The organism is Nonomuraea sp. NPDC051298, assembly GCF_055586305.1.
The window spans coordinates 31233-45564 of the sequence record NZ_JBVJIM010000025.1 but is presented as its reverse complement, the minus strand read 5'-3'; the positions used below and the strand labels follow the sequence as shown (position 1 = coordinate 45564).

Below are 14332 nucleotides of genomic sequence, written 5' to 3'. Positions count from 1 at the left end.
CTAATCGCGCCGGAACACCAGAGTCGTACGCCCCAGGGTCACTCGCGTGCCGTTCTGGAGCTCGATCCTGCGTACCGGCTGGCCATTGACAAAAGTGCCGTTCGTGGACCCGAGATCCACAAGGGCCACGGTTTGGCCCTCGACGCGCAGCTCCGCATGATGCCGCGAGACTCCCGGATCGACAAGACGAAGATCGCAGTCGGTGCCCCTGCCGAGCAAGGTCACCGGAGTGGTGAGCTCGTAGGAGCGGTCGCCCTGCGGGTCGTCCTGGGTGGAGACGAGCAGCCGCGGCCGCCCGTGGAAGGCGTTCGGCCTCGACGGGGGCAGGTCGCTCGCCGGCTGGCGGATCTCGTCCTGCTCGACGGTCGCCCCGCGGATGACCCCCGACCGGATGCGGAACAGCCCCACAGCCAGGTCGCCGGCGGTCTCGAAGCGGACCCGGACCGGTCCCACGAAGGAGTAGCCCTGTTCTTTGGCGTACTCCCTGGCGAGGTTGGCCAGCTCGTGGCTGATGCTGTCGGCGTAGACCTCGAGCCGTTCGGCGTCGGTCGTGGACAGCTCTACCACGAAGTCGTTGGGCACGAGCGTGCGACCCTGCGCGACGATCGCCGCACGCTCATCCATCTCCCGCTGAACCGCGCTGGCGACCTCGACCGGCTGAAGGTCAGATTTGAACGCCCGCGCAAAGGCCCCCTCAACCAAGCCTTCGAGCCTTCGCTCGAAGCGCTGAAGGACTCCCACCGGGTACCTCCCTTCCTCCGTGCATATGATCGCGGCCCCCAGACGCTTTCGGCGCCCGGTGCCCGCTCGTCCCACGTCACAGTGGCCCTTGGCGCTCGTCGGCTGCCGCGCCCAGCTCCTCCGCTCCCGTGTCTTATGCGATCGTATCCGGGTTCAGTACCAGTGGCTGTTCCGTGCTACTGTTCTTTCCGCACCCACAAGGGCGGGTGGCGGAACGGCAGACGCGCACGGTTCAGGTCCGTGTGTCCGAAAGGACGTGAGGGTTCAAATCCCTCCTCGCCCACTCGGTGACTGGGGATCCATGGTCGCGAGCCTTACGGCTCGCTCCCTCGGGTCCCCTCGTCATTTCTGACCGGGGGGTAACCCCCGGACCCCCAGGTGGGTCGCTTCGCTCCTGGGGCCCTTGGCCCCAGACCCCCGTCACAAACCTTCGTGGTTGCTGTCTGTTTTTTCTTGGGGCAGGACCACCTTGGCGAAGTGGGGACTTGTTCGCAAGGGGTGTGTCCTTCTTTTCTGCCCGGGTGGTTGTCGGCCACCCGGGGGTTCTGTGTTTTAGCTCACAGTCAGGCTGCTCTTGTGTCCAGTAGTTCGCCTACCAGGTCGGTGAGGCTCACCATTCCGATGACTTTTTCTTCTTGGTCGGTTACCAGGGCCAAATGGGAGCGTTGTTCCTGTAGGGCGGTTACCGCTTCGGGGACCTGAGTGGTGCTGGGGAGCTTCGGGAGTGGTCGGCACAGGTCTGTGGCCTTGCTTCCCGGCTTCAGGAGTGCGTCTCTTACGTGCAGGGCGCCCTCCACGCCTGCCGGGCCCTCCACGAGGAGTCTCAGGTGGGCGCTGCCCGCCGCCGTCGATCTGATCTCCGTCGCCGTGGCGGTCGCGGGGACCTTGATGGCCTGGGCGATCGGGACCATGAGGCGTTCGATGCCCTCGTCGTCCAGCCGCAGGGCCCTGGTGAGGAGGTCGTGCTCCGCGCGGTCCAGGAGGCCCATCCGGCCTGACTCGCCGACCAGCAGCGCCAGTTGGCGGGGCGTCCTGGTGGTCGCCAGCTCGTTTCTCGGCTGGACGCCGAAGAGCTGGAGTATGACGTTCGTCAGGGCGTTGAGCGACGAGAGCAGCGGGCGCATCACCGTGGTGAACGCACGGAACGGGAAGGTGAGCAGCAGCGCCGCCCGCTCCGGGTGGGTCAGGGCCCACGACTTGGGGGCCATCTCGCCCACCACCATGTGGAGGAAGGTCACCAGCGCCAGGGCGAGCGTCAGCGCGATCGGGAGGCGCAGGGCCTCGGGTACGCCGATGGCGGCGAAGACCGGCTCCAGATAGTGCTCGATCGCCGGCTCCGTCACCTGGCCCAGGCCCAGGGTGCACAGGGTGATGCCCAACTGGGCGCCCGCGAGCATGAGAGAGAGCTGACGGCTGCCGCCCGCGGCCGAGCGCGCCGCCATCCTGACCAGGCGGTTGCCGCCCGCGCCGATCTCCTCCAGGCGATGCCGCCGTGACGAGACGAAGGCGAACTCCGCCGCCACGAACAGGGCGTTGAAGGCCAGCAGGGCCACACTCAGAATGATCATGGTCATCGGCGGGTCGCCTCCGCGTGCCGGAGCGGGATCAGGCGGACCCATTCGGGCACCCGGCGGTTGAGCGACATCACCGTCAGCTCCGCCTGGTGCTCCTGCTCCTCGTCCGTGAACAGGTCGGCCTCCTGGGCGATCGGCACGGTCACCATGTCGCCGGGGTTCGGCATCCGGCCCAGCCTGGCCAGGACCAGGCCCGCCAGAGTGTCGTAGTCGTCGCTCTCGGGGAGGGAGACGCCGGTCGCGCGCTCGACCTCGTCGAGGCGAAGGCTGCCGGGGACCTCCCAGACGCCGCCCGGGTGCTCGACCGCGCCGACCGGCTCGGGGTCGTTCTCGTCGACCAGCTCGCCGACCAGCTCCTCCGCCAGGTCCTCCACGGTGATCACGCCGGCCAGGCCGCCGTACTCGTCGATGACGCAGGCGATGTCGTCCTTGGCGGCCCGCAGGCGGTCGAGGACGGCAGGGAGCGGGACGGAGGTGGGCACCAGGATCGCCGGGCGGGTGATGGCCGAGACGAAGCCCTCGTCCAGGCCGGAGGCCACCAGCTCGCGTACGCCCGTCACGCCCGCCACGTCACCGTCGTCCGTCAGGACCGGGTAGCGGGAGTGGCCGCAGTCGCGCATCACGGAGAGGAGGTCGGAGACGGGCTGCGAGGCGCGCAGCGCCACGACCCTCGGACGGGGGACCATGATCTCCTCGGCCGTGCGGTCACCGAACTCCAGGGCTCTTTCCAGGAGGTCCGACAGCCGGGCGGGCAGCTCGCCCGCCTGGGTCGACTCGGCGATGATGCGCGACAGCTCCTCGGGGGTCGCGCCGTGTTCCACCTCTTCCACCGGCTCGATGCCGACCCGCCTGAGCAGGCCCGTCGCGGCCGAGTCGAACAGCTTGACCAGGGGGCCGACGACGGCCAGGTAGACCAGCGTCGAGCGGGCCAGGAACTTGGCCACCTGCTCCGGCCTGGCGATGCCGAGGTTCTTCGGGGCCAGCTCGCCGAAGACCATCTGCACCACGGTCGCGACGAAGACGCCCATGGCCAAGGACACACCCGTGATCATGGCGTCGGGCAGGCCCGCGTCGGTCAGCCACGGCCGTACGACGGTGGCGATCGCCGGCTCGGCCAGGAAGCCGACCAGCAGCGCCGTCACCGTGATGCCGAGCTGCGCGCCGGAGAGCATGAAAGACAGGCGAGAGGTGACTTGGAGCGCCTTCTCGGCGGAGGTGTCGCCGGTGGCGGCCTGCTCGCGCAGGATCCCACGGTCGGCGGCGACGAAGGCGAACTCCTGGGCGACGAAGTAGCCGGTTGCCGCGGTGAGGAGCAGGAGGGCCAGCAGCCCGAGATAGGCGCTCACCGGAGTGAGCCCTCAGAGGAACCCGTGCCAGCGCACGGGCGAAGACTCCAGGGGTCCGGATCGGACACGATCTTCCCTTCGATAGCGGTCGTCCATAACCGTAACGATGCTGGTGGCATCTATGTTTCCGCAGTGACTCTCCGCTAGTTCCACGTACTTTTCCGTGGGAAAACCTTGACGGAAGGTCTTCACTGCCCAGGGGTTGGACGTAGCGTTTATGACAAAGCGAAGGGAAGAAGGCGAAAGTGTCTGAGGACGACCGGACGCGGGCCATGCGCTCGCCGGGCGACGGCCGCCCGCTGCCACCACGGCCCGCTGACGGCCTGCGTTCGGGAGGAGCGCCCGCGCACCGGATGCCCGGCGGAGGGCCGGGAGCCCCCACGCACCAGCTTCCCAACGCGGCCCCCCAGGGGCCTCCAGAGGCGGGGCCCAAGCCCGGCGGCTCGCGGGTGTACGGGCGCGAGCGGAAGGGCAGCAGCCCGATCAGGCCGCTCAGGTCGCGCCGCGAGCCCTCCGAGAGCGGTCCACCCGGCCCTCGTGGTCCGGGCAGGCGGATCTCCGGCAGGACGGTTCTGAAGATCGTCGCCGGTGTGCTGGTCGTGCTGCTCGTCACGGTCGTGGGGTTGATCTTCTGGGTCAACTCGCGGCTGGCCGGCATCGACGGCGTGCTGGCCGACTACGAAGGGCGCCCGGCCGACACTCCCGGCACCAACTGGCTGCTCGTGGGCTCCGACAGCCGCAAGGGGCTCACCGCCGCCCAGCGCAAGAAGCTGGCGACCGGGCAGGCCGCGGGGCAGCGTACGGACTCGATGATGTTGCTGCACATCCCCGAGGGGAGCGACCAGCCCACGCTCGTCAGCCTGCCGCGCGACTCGGCCGTCACGATCCCCGGCAAGGGGCGCGACAAGCTCAACTCCGCCTACGCCCTCGGCGGCCCCAAGCTGCTGGTGCGCACCGTGGAGAGCGTGACCGGGGTGCACGTCGACAACTACATGGAGATTGGTTTCGCCGGGTTCGTCGACATCGTGGACGCCGTGGGCGGGGTCGAGATCAACGTCCGGCAGGCCGTCGACGACCCCAAGGCGGGGCTGAACCTCAAGAAGGGCACGCAGGTGCTCAGCGGCTCCCAGGCGCTCGGCTACGTACGCACCCGCAAGGGCGGCGCGCTGCCCGACTTCGAGCGGACCAAGCGGCAGCGGCAGTTCCTCAGCGCGGTCGTGAAGAAGGCCGCCAGTCCGGGCGTGCTGCTCAACCCGTTCACCGCGATCCCGCTGGCCTCCAGCGCCACCGCGGCGGTCGAGGTCGACTCGGGGACGGGGGCGTTCGACATGCTCTCGCTCGGCTTGGCCATGGGCGACAGCCCGGTGACCACGGTCGTGCCCTTCGGCGGCAACGAGGCCGTCCCGAGCGGCGGCACGGCGGTCAAGTGGGACCGTACGAAGGCGCTGGCGCTGTTCGAGGCATTGAAGGACGACAAGCCGGTGCCGAAGGACATCATCGACGCCGGCTGACCTCGGCCGACGACGGCGACCCGCCACTAATCTCCCAGGCATGAGCGTTTCGGAGAAGTTGCACGCAGTCGGACGGCCGTTGCTCCAGGCGCAGCTCGATCACCCCACCGTGGCCGGGATCGGGCGTGGGGACCTGCCGGAGCCGGTGTTCCGGTCGTGGCTGGAGCAGGACTACCTGTTCCTGCTGGACTACGTACGGGTGTTCGCGCGGCTGGCCTGGCAGGCGCCGGACGCCCACCTGGGAGACCTGGTGGACCTGGCGCACACCACGTTCCACGACGAGCTGAGCCTGCACCGGTCGTTGTCGGCCGGGTTCGGGGCCGATCTGGAGGGTGCGGTCAAGGGGCCGGCGTGCGTGGCGTACACGGGGTTCCTGCTGGAGTCCGCGGCGTCGTACGGCGAGGGGCTGGCGGCGCTGTACCCCTGCATGTGGGGGTATTCGAGCCTGGGCAGGATCCTGGCGGAGCGCCCGCCCGCCGAGCCGCGCTACCGGGCCTGGGTGGAGACGTACGCCGATCCCGGGTTCGCGGCGCTCACCGTGCGGATCGCGCAGATGATCGACGAGGCCGCTCCGGATCCGGCGCGGGCGCAGGCCCTGTTCGAGGAGGGGATGGCACACGAGCTGGCGTTCTGGGACGTGCCGTAGGCGGTCGGGGGCGCATCGTACTCTGGTGGCATGCCCGAACTTCCCGAAGTGGAGTCTCTCACCCACTTCCTGCGCGAGCGGGCGGTGGGCCGCACGATCCTGGGGGTCGACGTGGTCGCCATCCAGGCTCTCAAGACGTTCGACCCGCCGGTCACGGCGCTCGGCGGGCTGACCGTCATGGCCGTGGCCAGGCACGGCAAGTTCCTCGATCTCGACTGCGACGGCCTGCACCTGGTCATCCACCTGGCCAGGGCCGGGTGGCTGCGCTGGCGCGACGACCTGTCGGGGGCCAAGCCGGTGCGGCCGGGCAAGGGGCCGCTGGCGGTACGCGTACGGCTGGCGCCCGACGAGGAGGGCCTGGCGCCCGGGTTCGAGCTGACCGAGGCGGGGACGCAGAAGCGCCTTGCCGTCTATGTCGTGAAAAATCCGGACGATGTGCCCGGCGTCGCCGCCCTCGGCCCCGACCCGCTCGACGAGTCGTTCACCGTCGACGCGCTCAAGCAGATCGTGGGCGGCAGCCGCACCCAGATCAAGGGGCTGCTGCGCGACCAGAAGATCATCGCGGGCATCGGCAACGCCTACTCCGACGAGGTGCTGCACGCCGCGCGGATGTCACCGTTCAAGATCGCGGCCACGCTGACCGACGACCAGATCGCCGACCTGCACGAGGCCATCGTCGCGACGCTGCACGACGCGGTCGAGCGGGCCCACGGGCTGGCCGCCAAAGACCTCAAGGCGGAGAAGAAGTCGGGGCTGCGCGTGCACAACCGCACGGGGCAGCCCTGCGACGTGTGCGGCGACACGATCAGGGAGGTCTCGTTCGCCGACTCCTCGCTGCAGTACTGCCCCACGTGCCAGACCGGCGGCAAGCCGCTGGCCGACCGCCGCCTGTCCAGGCTGCTGAAATAGCCGCTCAGGGACATTTGCCGGCGCGACGCGAGATGATGGAGACATGACCGTTCCTGAGATCGAGGCCGCCGCCGTTCCCGCCGACGTCTACCTGCTCGACGTCCGCGAGCAGGACGAATGGCGGGCCGGCCACGCCCCCGACGCCGTGCACATCCCGATGACCGAGCTGCAGGGCCGGGTCGGCGAGGTCCCCGCAGACCGCACGGTCTACGTGGTCTGCCGGGTGGGCGGCCGGTCCATGCAGGTCGCGGCCTGGCTCAACCAGCTCGGGCACGAGGCGGTCAACGTCGGCGGCGGCATGCGGTCGTGGGAGTCCGCCGGCCGTCCGATGGACAGCGAGACGGGGCAGCCGCCCTTCGTGGCCTGAGGGCCGCAGGCGGCGCACCATGGCCTGGGCTGCATCGGAAGTGGTTACGTCCGCGTTATGCGGTTCCCGCGATGATCGCGGCATTCAGCGCTCTGATGAGGGAGTGACGTTCGTGCGCGTGTTGGTCGCCGAGGATGAGAGGATGCTCGCCGACTCGATCGCCGAGGGCCTGCGGGGCGAGGCGCTCGCGGTGGACGTCGCCTACGACGGGGAGGAAGCCCTGGAGCGGCTCGGGGTCAACGAGTACGCCGTGCTCATCCTCGACCGCGACCTGCCCGGCGTGCACGGCGACGACGTGTGCAGGACCGTGGTCCAGCGGCAGTGGTCGGCCAAGGTGCTCATGCTGACCGCGGCAGGCGACGTGCGCTCGCGGGTGGCCGGGCTGTCGCTGGGGGCCGACGACTACCTGCCGAAGCCGTTCGCGTTCGAGGAACTGGTGGCCAGGGTGCACGCGCTCGGCCGCCGTACCGGGCGGGCGGATCCGCCGATCCTGGAGCGGGCGGGCGTCAGGCTCGACTGGGCGCACCGGCAGGTGTTCCGCGACGGCGTGTACGTGCCGCTGGCCCGCAAGGAGTTCGGCGTGCTGGCCGAGCTGCTACGGGCCGCGGGCACGGTCGTGTCGGCCGAGGAACTGCTGGAGCGGGTGTGGGACGAGCACATCGATCCGTTCACCAACACCGTCCGCACCACGATGATGAAGCTGCGCAGGAAGCTCGGGGAGCCCCAGGTGATCGAGACCGTGCCCGGCGCGGGATACCGCGTCCCATGAGCGTGCGGTTGCGTTTCGCGCTGGCCTGCGCGGCGCTGTTCGCGGTGCTCGGAGGGCTGGTCCTGACGGGCGTCTACCTGGTGACGTCGCAGAGCCTGGAATACCGCGGCGGGCTGCTCACTCCCGACTCGATCAGCGTTCAGGACGGCCGCGGCTTCACCCGCGGCTTCATCCGCGGCAACGATGCCTACGAGATCGCGCGGAGCCGGGCGATGCAGGTGGTCGCCGTCTATCAACGCGACACGCTCGCCAACGTCAGGAACGTCGGCGCGCTGGCGGTGCTGGCCGGGGCGGGTGCGGCGTTCGCGGTCGGCTGGCGGGCGGCGGGCTGGGTGGTTCGGCCGGTCAAGGCGGTGACCGAGACCGCGCGGCGGGTGGCGCAGAGCCACGACCTGACCGAGCGCATCGCGTACGAGGGGCCGCGCGAGGAGGCCAAGGAACTGGCCGACATCTTCGACACGATGCTGGACCGGCTGGCCCGCTCGTTCGACGGGCAGCGGCGCTTCGTCGCCAACGCCGCCCACGAGCTGCGCACCCCGCTGACGATCAACCGCACGCTGGTGGACGTGGCCGTGCGCCGGCCCGATGCCACGGACGACGTCAAGCGGCTGGGCGAGTCGCTGCTGCTGGTCAACGGCCGCCACGAGCGGCTCATCGACGGCCTGCTGGCGCTGGCCGAGGGCGAGCAGACGGTGCTCGACCGGCACTCGTTCGACCTGATGGACGTGGCCGAGCACGTGCTGGACCTGGCCGCGGCCGAGGCGGCCGAGCGGGAGGTGACGATACACCGGCTGCTCGACGCGGCTCCGACGATGGGCGAGGCGGTGCTGGTCGAGCGGCTGGTGCAGAACCTGGTGGAGAACGCGATCCGGCACAACCACCCCAAGGGCGAGGTGTGGGTGACCACGCGGCAGCGCACCGAGCAGGCGGAGCTGGTGGTGGCCAACACCGGGCTGCAGGTGCCGGCGTACGAGATCGAGACGATCTTCCAGCCGTTCCGCCGGCTGCACGGCGACCGGCTGCGCTCTGAACGGGGCAGCGGGCTGGGGCTCTCGATCGTACGGGTGATCGCCGAGGCGCACGGCGGCACGGTCGTCGCCCGGCCGCGTGACGAGGGCGGGCTGACGATCACCGTGGAGCTGCCCATCGGGTGAGGCGGCGCTGTCGGCGCCGGGGGGTGGCTGAGGACGGACGAATAGTGCATCATGGGGTCGCGCGCCGGGGTGATCTCCGGTTCGCAGACCGATCGTCGCGGGAGCTCGGGGTTCGCCGGGCTGAGAGGGCAGCCAGATCCGCTGCCGACCGCATGAACCTGTCCGGGTAATGCCGGCGTAGGGAGTGTGCGATGACGCATGGCGTCGAAGAAGTCCCGCTGACCCTCGAAGGCCGGCCGCCGAGGACCCTGGGGGTGCTCGACCAGGGCGCGCTCTGGGCGAACCTCGGTGTCAGCCTGCTGGGCTTCTCCGGGGCGCTGGTGCTGCTCGATCCCCTCGGCAACGCCCCGCTCAGCCTGGCCGCGGCGCTCGTGGCCACGGTGGTCGGCAGCCTGATCGGCACAGCCATGGTGGGTCTGTCGGCCGTGCCTGGCACGCGTACGGGGCAGCCGGCGATGGTGCTGCTGCGCGGGCTGTTCGGGGCCAGGATCTCCTACGTGCCCACGGTGCTGAACATCGTGCAGATGCTGGGCTGGGGCGCGTTCGAGCTGTGGGTGATCGCGAAGGGCGCCACCGCGATCTTCGGGTCGGTGCCGTACCAGGTGTGGGTGATCGTGGCGGGGGTGCTGACCACGGCGCTGACGATCTGGCCGCTCGGTTCGGTCCGGCTGCTGCGCCGGTACGTCACCGTCGGCGTGATCGTCTCGATGGTCTGGTTCACGGTGTTCTTCCTGCGCGAGGCCCCCGTGCACCAGGGCGGCGACTGGACGGCCTTCCCCGCCGCGGTCGACTACGTGATCGCGCTGTCGGTGTCGTGGGTGCCGATGGCCGCCGACTTCGCCCGCCACTCGCGTTCAGGGCGGGCCGCGTTCACCGGCGTGGTGGGCGGCTACACGCTGGCCCAGGTGGCCTGCCTGGGGCTGGGCGTCTACGCGGTGGCCATCGCGGGCGCGGCCGGGGTGTCGGCCGATCCGACGTCGGTGTTCGGGCCGTTCGTGGCGGTGCCGCTGGGCGCGCTGTTCTTCGGCATCCTGGTGCTGCGGGAGACCGACCAGTCGTTCGCCAACGTCTACTCCACCACGGTGTCGCTGCAGAACCTGATGCCGCGCATGGACCGGCGCGTCTTCTCCGCCGTCATCGGCGTGCTCACCGTGGTGATCGCCCTCTTCGTGGACGTCAACTCCTACGGCTCGTTCCTCAGCGTGATCGGCGCGGTGTTCGTCCCGATGTTCGCGGTGCTCGCGATCGAGTACTTCGTGCTGGGCGGAGCCGGCCGCTGGAACACCGCGCAGGACGCGCCCTCGCGGTGGGCGATGCTGGTGCCGTGGGCGCTGGGCTTCGTGGCCTACTGGCTGACGACCTCGACGCCGACCGTGCCCGCCTGGGACGGGCTGTGGGCGGGCCTGCGCGAGGCCATCGGCTTCGCCCGGCAGCCGTGGATGAACGGCGCGCTCGGCGGGGCCTTGGCGGCCGCGCTGGTGACGCTGGTCATCGGCCTGTTGACGCGGCGGCCCGCCGTTCGACGTTGAGCAGGTGCTGCTTGGCGGGCAGGCCGCCCGCGTAGTCGCCGAGCTGGCCGTCCTCGCGCACCACCCGGTGGCAGGGCACGATCACGCACACGGGGTTGGAGGCGAGCGCGTTGCCGATGGCCCGCAGCGCGCGGGGGCGGCCGATGCTCTCGCCGATCTGCTCCAGCGTGGTGGTCGTGCCGTAGGGGACCGCCACGGTCTTCTGCAGCACCGTGCGCGCGAAGGTCGTGGCCAGCGTGAGATCGACCGGCGTGGCGAACGCCCGCAACCGGCCGGAGAAGTACGCGTCCAGCTCTCTGCGCACCGGGTCGAGCCGCCGCGCGTCGGGCCCGATGAAACTGCTCGCATGCCTGGCGATCAGCTCGAACACGTCGTTCTCCGGCTCGAAGCTGCACGCCGCGATGCCCTTGCCGGTCACGGCCAGCACGAGCCTGCCCACGGCCCCGTCGTAGGTGCCGAACGCGATGTCGGGTGGCGTTTCGCCCCTATAGCTGCTGGAGGTCACACGCAGCAGGGCATCGAGATCGTTGCTCGACATACCCCTCACCCTCCTACCACCGGGAACCACCGTGACCGCAGCGTATCGGACCGATCGCCCGACGCGGCCACCGCGCCACGTGCACTATGGAGGTGTGGGGGACGAATGGGCCGGTAGTGACGATGAGATCGCCCGTGCGGCGCTCGCCAGCTCGCCCAACGCCGTCGTGGCGCTCGACAGGGACGAGAGCGTGCTGGTGTGGAACGCCGCGGCCGAGCGTCTGTTCGGGTGGACGGCCGAGCAGATCGTCGGCCGCCGGGCGCCGATCGTGCCCGATGAGCTGGGCGCCGAGCACAACGCCGTGCTGGAGCGCGTACGCACCGGCGCGCCGGTCTCGCTGCGCACCAAGCGCGTGCACAGCAACGGCTGCCTGCTCGACCTGCGGGTGGACATCAGCGCGCTGCGCCTGGGCAGCGCCGTGGCCGGCTACGTGTGCGTGTACCACCCGGCCAGGGCCGACGAGATGGCCGAGCTGCGGAGCGCGCGCAGGGCCAGGCTCGTGCGCCGGCTCACCGACGTGGTGGGCGACATCAACTCCGAGCTGGAGCTGTCCGCCGTGCTCGATCGCATCTCGGCCAGCCTCACCGAGCTGACGGGGGCGGACGCGGGCGGATTCGTGCTCATCGAGGGCGAACGGCTGCGGCTCGTCAGCACCTACCAGTTACCCGAGTCGCTCAGGGGGGCCACCACCGGCCTGCGGACGAGCCTGGTCGACCGGCTCCTGCGCACCGGCAAGACCGTGCTGCTGGAGTCCGGCGGGCTCGACGACCTGGTGTGGGCGCGGCTGGACGGCCTGCACACGATCGCGCTCGGCCTCGCGGCCGTGGGCGGGCGCCCGTACGGGGCGCTCTACGCGTTGTTCGCCCGGCGCACGCCCGGACACCTGGAGCTGGAGCTGCTGGAGCTGCTGGCCGGGCACGCGGGCATCGCCGTCGGCAACGCGGTGGCCTACCAGGAGGCGGTACGCCAGCGGGCCCACGAGCGGGCCGTGTTCGACGCCAGCGCCGACGGCATCGCCGTGCTCGACCAGGACGGCCTCGTCGTGCGCTGGAACCCGGCCGCCGCCGTGCTGACCGCGTTGCCCGGGGAGGCCGTCATCGGCGGGCCGCCGCCGTTCCCGCTGCCCAAGGCGGGTGAGAAGGGCACCTTCCAGCTCGACAACGGCCGTTGGCTGGACGTCGTGAGCGCGCAGATCGAGGAGACGGGCGAGGTGGTCGTCGACTTCCGCGACGTGACCGCGGCCAAGGAACTGGAGGAGGCCAAAGACCTGTTCCTGGCCACGACGAGTCACGAGCTGCGTACCCCGATCACGATCGTCCGGGGCTTCGCCGGCACGCTCGACTCGCGCTGGGACGCCATGAGCGACCCCGAGCGGCGCGCGGCCGTTCACATGATCGCCGAGCGGGCCCGGTCGCTGGCCGAGCTGATGGACCACCTGCTGCTCGGGGCCAGGGCGGGGGCCGACGAGCTGAAGGTGCGGATCGAGGAGTTCGACCTGGCCGAGCGGATCGACGGGGCCACGCTGGGGCTGCCCGAGCTGTCCGACAGGCACCGGGTCGAGGTGGAGATCGCGGACGGGCTGCCGCGCGTGCTGGGCGACGCCCTGGCCACCGACATCGTCCTGGGGCAACTGCTGGAGAACGCGTTCAAGTACTCGCCCAAGGGCGGACTGATCAGCGTGTCGGCCTGGCCGGAGGGCGGCAGCGTCGTCGTGGTGGTCGACGACGAGGGCGTCGGTATCGCCCCGACTGACCGGGAAAGGATCTTTGAAAGGTTCGTCCAGGTGGACAGCGGCGACCGGAGACGGTTTGGTGGAGTGGGGCTCGGGCTCTACATCGTCCGCAGCCTCGCCAGGGCACAGGGAGGAGACGTCAGCGCTCATCCGCGACCGGGAGGAGGCACGAGAATGCGACTCGTGCTCAGACGGGCGTCCACTATCGGATCCGACACACCGATGCGGTAACGAGGTGGTCACGGTTGCGCTGGCCTATCGTCCAATGTGTACAAGCTGTGATCGAGATGCGGTTTCTGGGATCGAGTAACGGGGCATTTCGGTCGTACCGGGGAGTGTTCCCGCGGGGGGCACAGGGAACGGGGAGGTGGGTGTGTCAAGCGTGGTGCTGCTGCCGTACGCGCCGTCCAGCGTTGCCGTTGCCCGCCAGCGTCTGAGCACTGATTTGCATGATTGTGGGGTATTTACTGCCGCGATTGACGATGCGGTACTCGTGGTGAGCGAGTTGCTGAGCAACGCGCTGCGGCACGCGCATCCGCTCCCGTCGGGGATGGTGCGGGTGGCGTGGCTGCGCAGCGACGATCACATCGAAGTGGCGGTGAGTGACGGGGGAGCGGCGACGGAGCCGCGGGCGGGCCGCCCGACCCTGTCCTCGCTCGGGGGCCGCGGGCTGGGCATCGTGGAATACGTCGCGGAGAGCTGGGGGGTCCGCCACGACGGTGACACGACCACCGTATGGGCGATCCTGCCCGCACCGAGCCAGTCGGTGAACGGGCAGGTCGCGGCACTCAGAGAGGCCGGCTAGCGAGCACGGCCCGCTCACTGACGGTCCACGCCGCGGACACGAGCAGGTAGAGCCCGGCGGCCAGCGGGAGCACCAGCGCGGCCAGCACCGAGCCGTACGGCAGCAGTCGCATGATCTTCTTCATCAGCTCCGGCTGCTCCTCGGCCACCTTGATCTGCCTGGTCGACAGCCATGCCACCGCCGCGACCAGGGCGATGACCAGTACGAAGACCAAAACTGGCATGCTGACCAGACCGTAATTGGCGATGACTCCGGCCACATGCTGCCCCAGCGGAGCCCCGAACAGGTCGTGCCCGGCGAGCGCGGTCGGATGCGTGGCGACCCGGTACATCAGCCACATGAACGGCAGTTGCCCCAGCATCGGCAGGAACCCGGCGAACGGCGAGGTGCCTTCCTTGGCGTAGAGGGCGTTCATTTCCTTGGCCAGCCGCTCGGGGTTGCGTTGGTGGCGCTTCCGCAACTCGCGCAGCTTGGGGGCGAGCCGCTCGCGGATCTTCATCGTGCGCGCCTGGCGCACGTTGAGCGGCAGCAGCAGGAGTCGTACGGCGAGGGTGAACAGCACGATCCCGAGCGCGGCGCTGCCGCCGGACATGCTGATGACGAACGTGACAAGAGAATCGATCATGAGCCCTGTTCTCTGAAAGTGGACCAGGGGGCTCACTCGTCACCGTCGAGGAACATCGAGGAACATCGAAATGACGTCGAAGTACG

General features: G+C 70.1%; 14 protein-coding genes, 1 tRNA gene and 1 riboswitch. Of the genes, 10 read left to right on the top strand and 5 right to left on the bottom strand.

Annotation, left to right across the window (positions count from 1 at the left end; all coding sequences use genetic code 11):
• Window positions 1-741, bottom strand: a complete 741-nt coding sequence (locus ACZ6S0_RS43030) for an FhaA domain-containing protein (RefSeq protein ID WP_465925116.1) — start codon at window positions 739-741, stop codon at window positions 1-3.
• A gap of 200 nt (window positions 742-941) precedes the next feature.
• Between ACZ6S0_RS43030 and ACZ6S0_RS43025 the strand changes: the two genes are divergently transcribed.
• Window positions 942-1024 (top strand) — tRNA-Leu (locus ACZ6S0_RS43025).
• Between the two features lie 280 nt (window positions 1025-1304).
• Here the strand turns inward: ACZ6S0_RS43025 and ACZ6S0_RS43020 are convergent.
• Together ACZ6S0_RS43020 and ACZ6S0_RS43015 are read right to left on the bottom strand one after the other, a co-directional pair.
• Window positions 1305-2315, bottom strand: a complete 1011-nt coding sequence (locus tag ACZ6S0_RS43020) for a hemolysin family protein (protein ID WP_465925115.1) — start codon at window positions 2313-2315, stop codon at window positions 1305-1307.
• Complete coding sequence (locus ACZ6S0_RS43015) at window positions 2312-3661, bottom strand: hemolysin family protein (RefSeq protein WP_465925114.1); 1350 nt, start codon at window positions 3659-3661, stop codon at window positions 2312-2314. Before ACZ6S0_RS43015 ends, ACZ6S0_RS43020 begins: the two co-directional genes overlap by 4 nt.
• Before the next feature lie 245 nt (window positions 3662-3906).
• On the opposite strand from ACZ6S0_RS43015, the gene ACZ6S0_RS43010 reads away from it, so the two are divergent.
• The 7 genes from ACZ6S0_RS43010 to ACZ6S0_RS42980 all read left to right on the top strand — a co-directional run bounded on the left by ACZ6S0_RS43010 (window position 3907) and on the right by ACZ6S0_RS42980 (window position 10546).
• The gene (locus tag ACZ6S0_RS43010; RefSeq protein ID WP_465925113.1) at window positions 3907-5172 is read left to right on the top strand and encodes an LCP family protein; all 1266 of its coding nucleotides are present in this window, start codon (window positions 3907-3909) and stop codon (window positions 5170-5172) included.
• A gap of 40 nt (window positions 5173-5212) precedes the next feature.
• A complete protein-coding gene (locus ACZ6S0_RS43005; protein ID WP_465925112.1) occupies window positions 5213-5818 on the top strand; it encodes a TenA family protein in 606 nt (201 codons plus the stop codon).
• Between the two features lie 30 nt (window positions 5819-5848).
• A complete protein-coding gene (locus tag ACZ6S0_RS43000) occupies window positions 5849-6727 on the top strand; it encodes an Fpg/Nei family DNA glycosylase (RefSeq protein WP_465925111.1) in 879 nt (292 codons plus the stop codon).
• Between the two features lie 43 nt (window positions 6728-6770).
• Complete coding sequence (locus ACZ6S0_RS42995; RefSeq protein ID WP_465925110.1) at window positions 6771-7094, top strand: rhodanese-like domain-containing protein; 324 nt, start codon at window positions 6771-6773, stop codon at window positions 7092-7094.
• A 112-nt stretch (window positions 7095-7206) separates the two neighbouring features.
• Window positions 7207-7863, top strand: coding sequence for a response regulator transcription factor (locus ACZ6S0_RS42990; protein ID WP_465925109.1), 657 nt, complete (start codon window positions 7207-7209; stop codon window positions 7861-7863).
• A complete protein-coding gene (locus ACZ6S0_RS42985) occupies window positions 7860-9017 on the top strand; it encodes a sensor histidine kinase (protein ID WP_465925108.1) in 1158 nt (385 codons plus the stop codon). The genes ACZ6S0_RS42990 and ACZ6S0_RS42985 overlap by 4 nt, the downstream gene beginning before the upstream one ends.
• A gap of 87 nt (window positions 9018-9104) precedes the next feature.
• Window positions 9105-9218, top strand: a riboswitch (TPP riboswitch).
• Window positions 9209-10546, top strand: a complete 1338-nt coding sequence (locus tag ACZ6S0_RS42980) for a purine-cytosine permease family protein (RefSeq protein ID WP_465925107.1) — start codon at window positions 9209-9211, stop codon at window positions 10544-10546. Its footprint overlaps the riboswitch before it by 10 nt.
• Here the strand turns inward: ACZ6S0_RS42980 and ACZ6S0_RS42975 are convergent.
• Window positions 10506-11084, bottom strand: a complete 579-nt coding sequence (locus ACZ6S0_RS42975) for a methylated-DNA--[protein]-cysteine S-methyltransferase (RefSeq protein ID WP_465925106.1) — start codon at window positions 11082-11084, stop codon at window positions 10506-10508. The two genes, ACZ6S0_RS42980 and ACZ6S0_RS42975, sit on opposite strands and share 41 nt — an antisense overlap.
• A 94-nt stretch (window positions 11085-11178) precedes the next feature.
• Between ACZ6S0_RS42975 and ACZ6S0_RS42970 the strand changes: the two genes are divergently transcribed.
• Together ACZ6S0_RS42970 and ACZ6S0_RS42965 are read left to right on the top strand one after the other, a co-directional pair.
• Window positions 11179-13047, top strand: a complete 1869-nt coding sequence (locus ACZ6S0_RS42970; RefSeq protein ID WP_465925105.1) for a sensor histidine kinase — start codon at window positions 11179-11181, stop codon at window positions 13045-13047.
• A gap of 136 nt (window positions 13048-13183) precedes the next feature.
• Entirely contained in the window at window positions 13184-13621 is a 438-nt protein-coding gene (locus tag ACZ6S0_RS42965; protein ID WP_465925104.1) for an ATP-binding protein, read from the top strand.
• Here ACZ6S0_RS42965 and ACZ6S0_RS42960 read toward each other — a convergent pair.
• Window positions 13605-14246: a YidC/Oxa1 family membrane protein insertase gene (locus ACZ6S0_RS42960; RefSeq protein ID WP_465925103.1), complete on the bottom strand. Its 642-nt coding sequence runs from the start codon at window positions 14244-14246 to the stop codon at window positions 13605-13607. The genes ACZ6S0_RS42965 and ACZ6S0_RS42960 overlap by 17 nt on opposite strands.
• Window positions 14247-14332 lie beyond the last annotated feature (86 nt).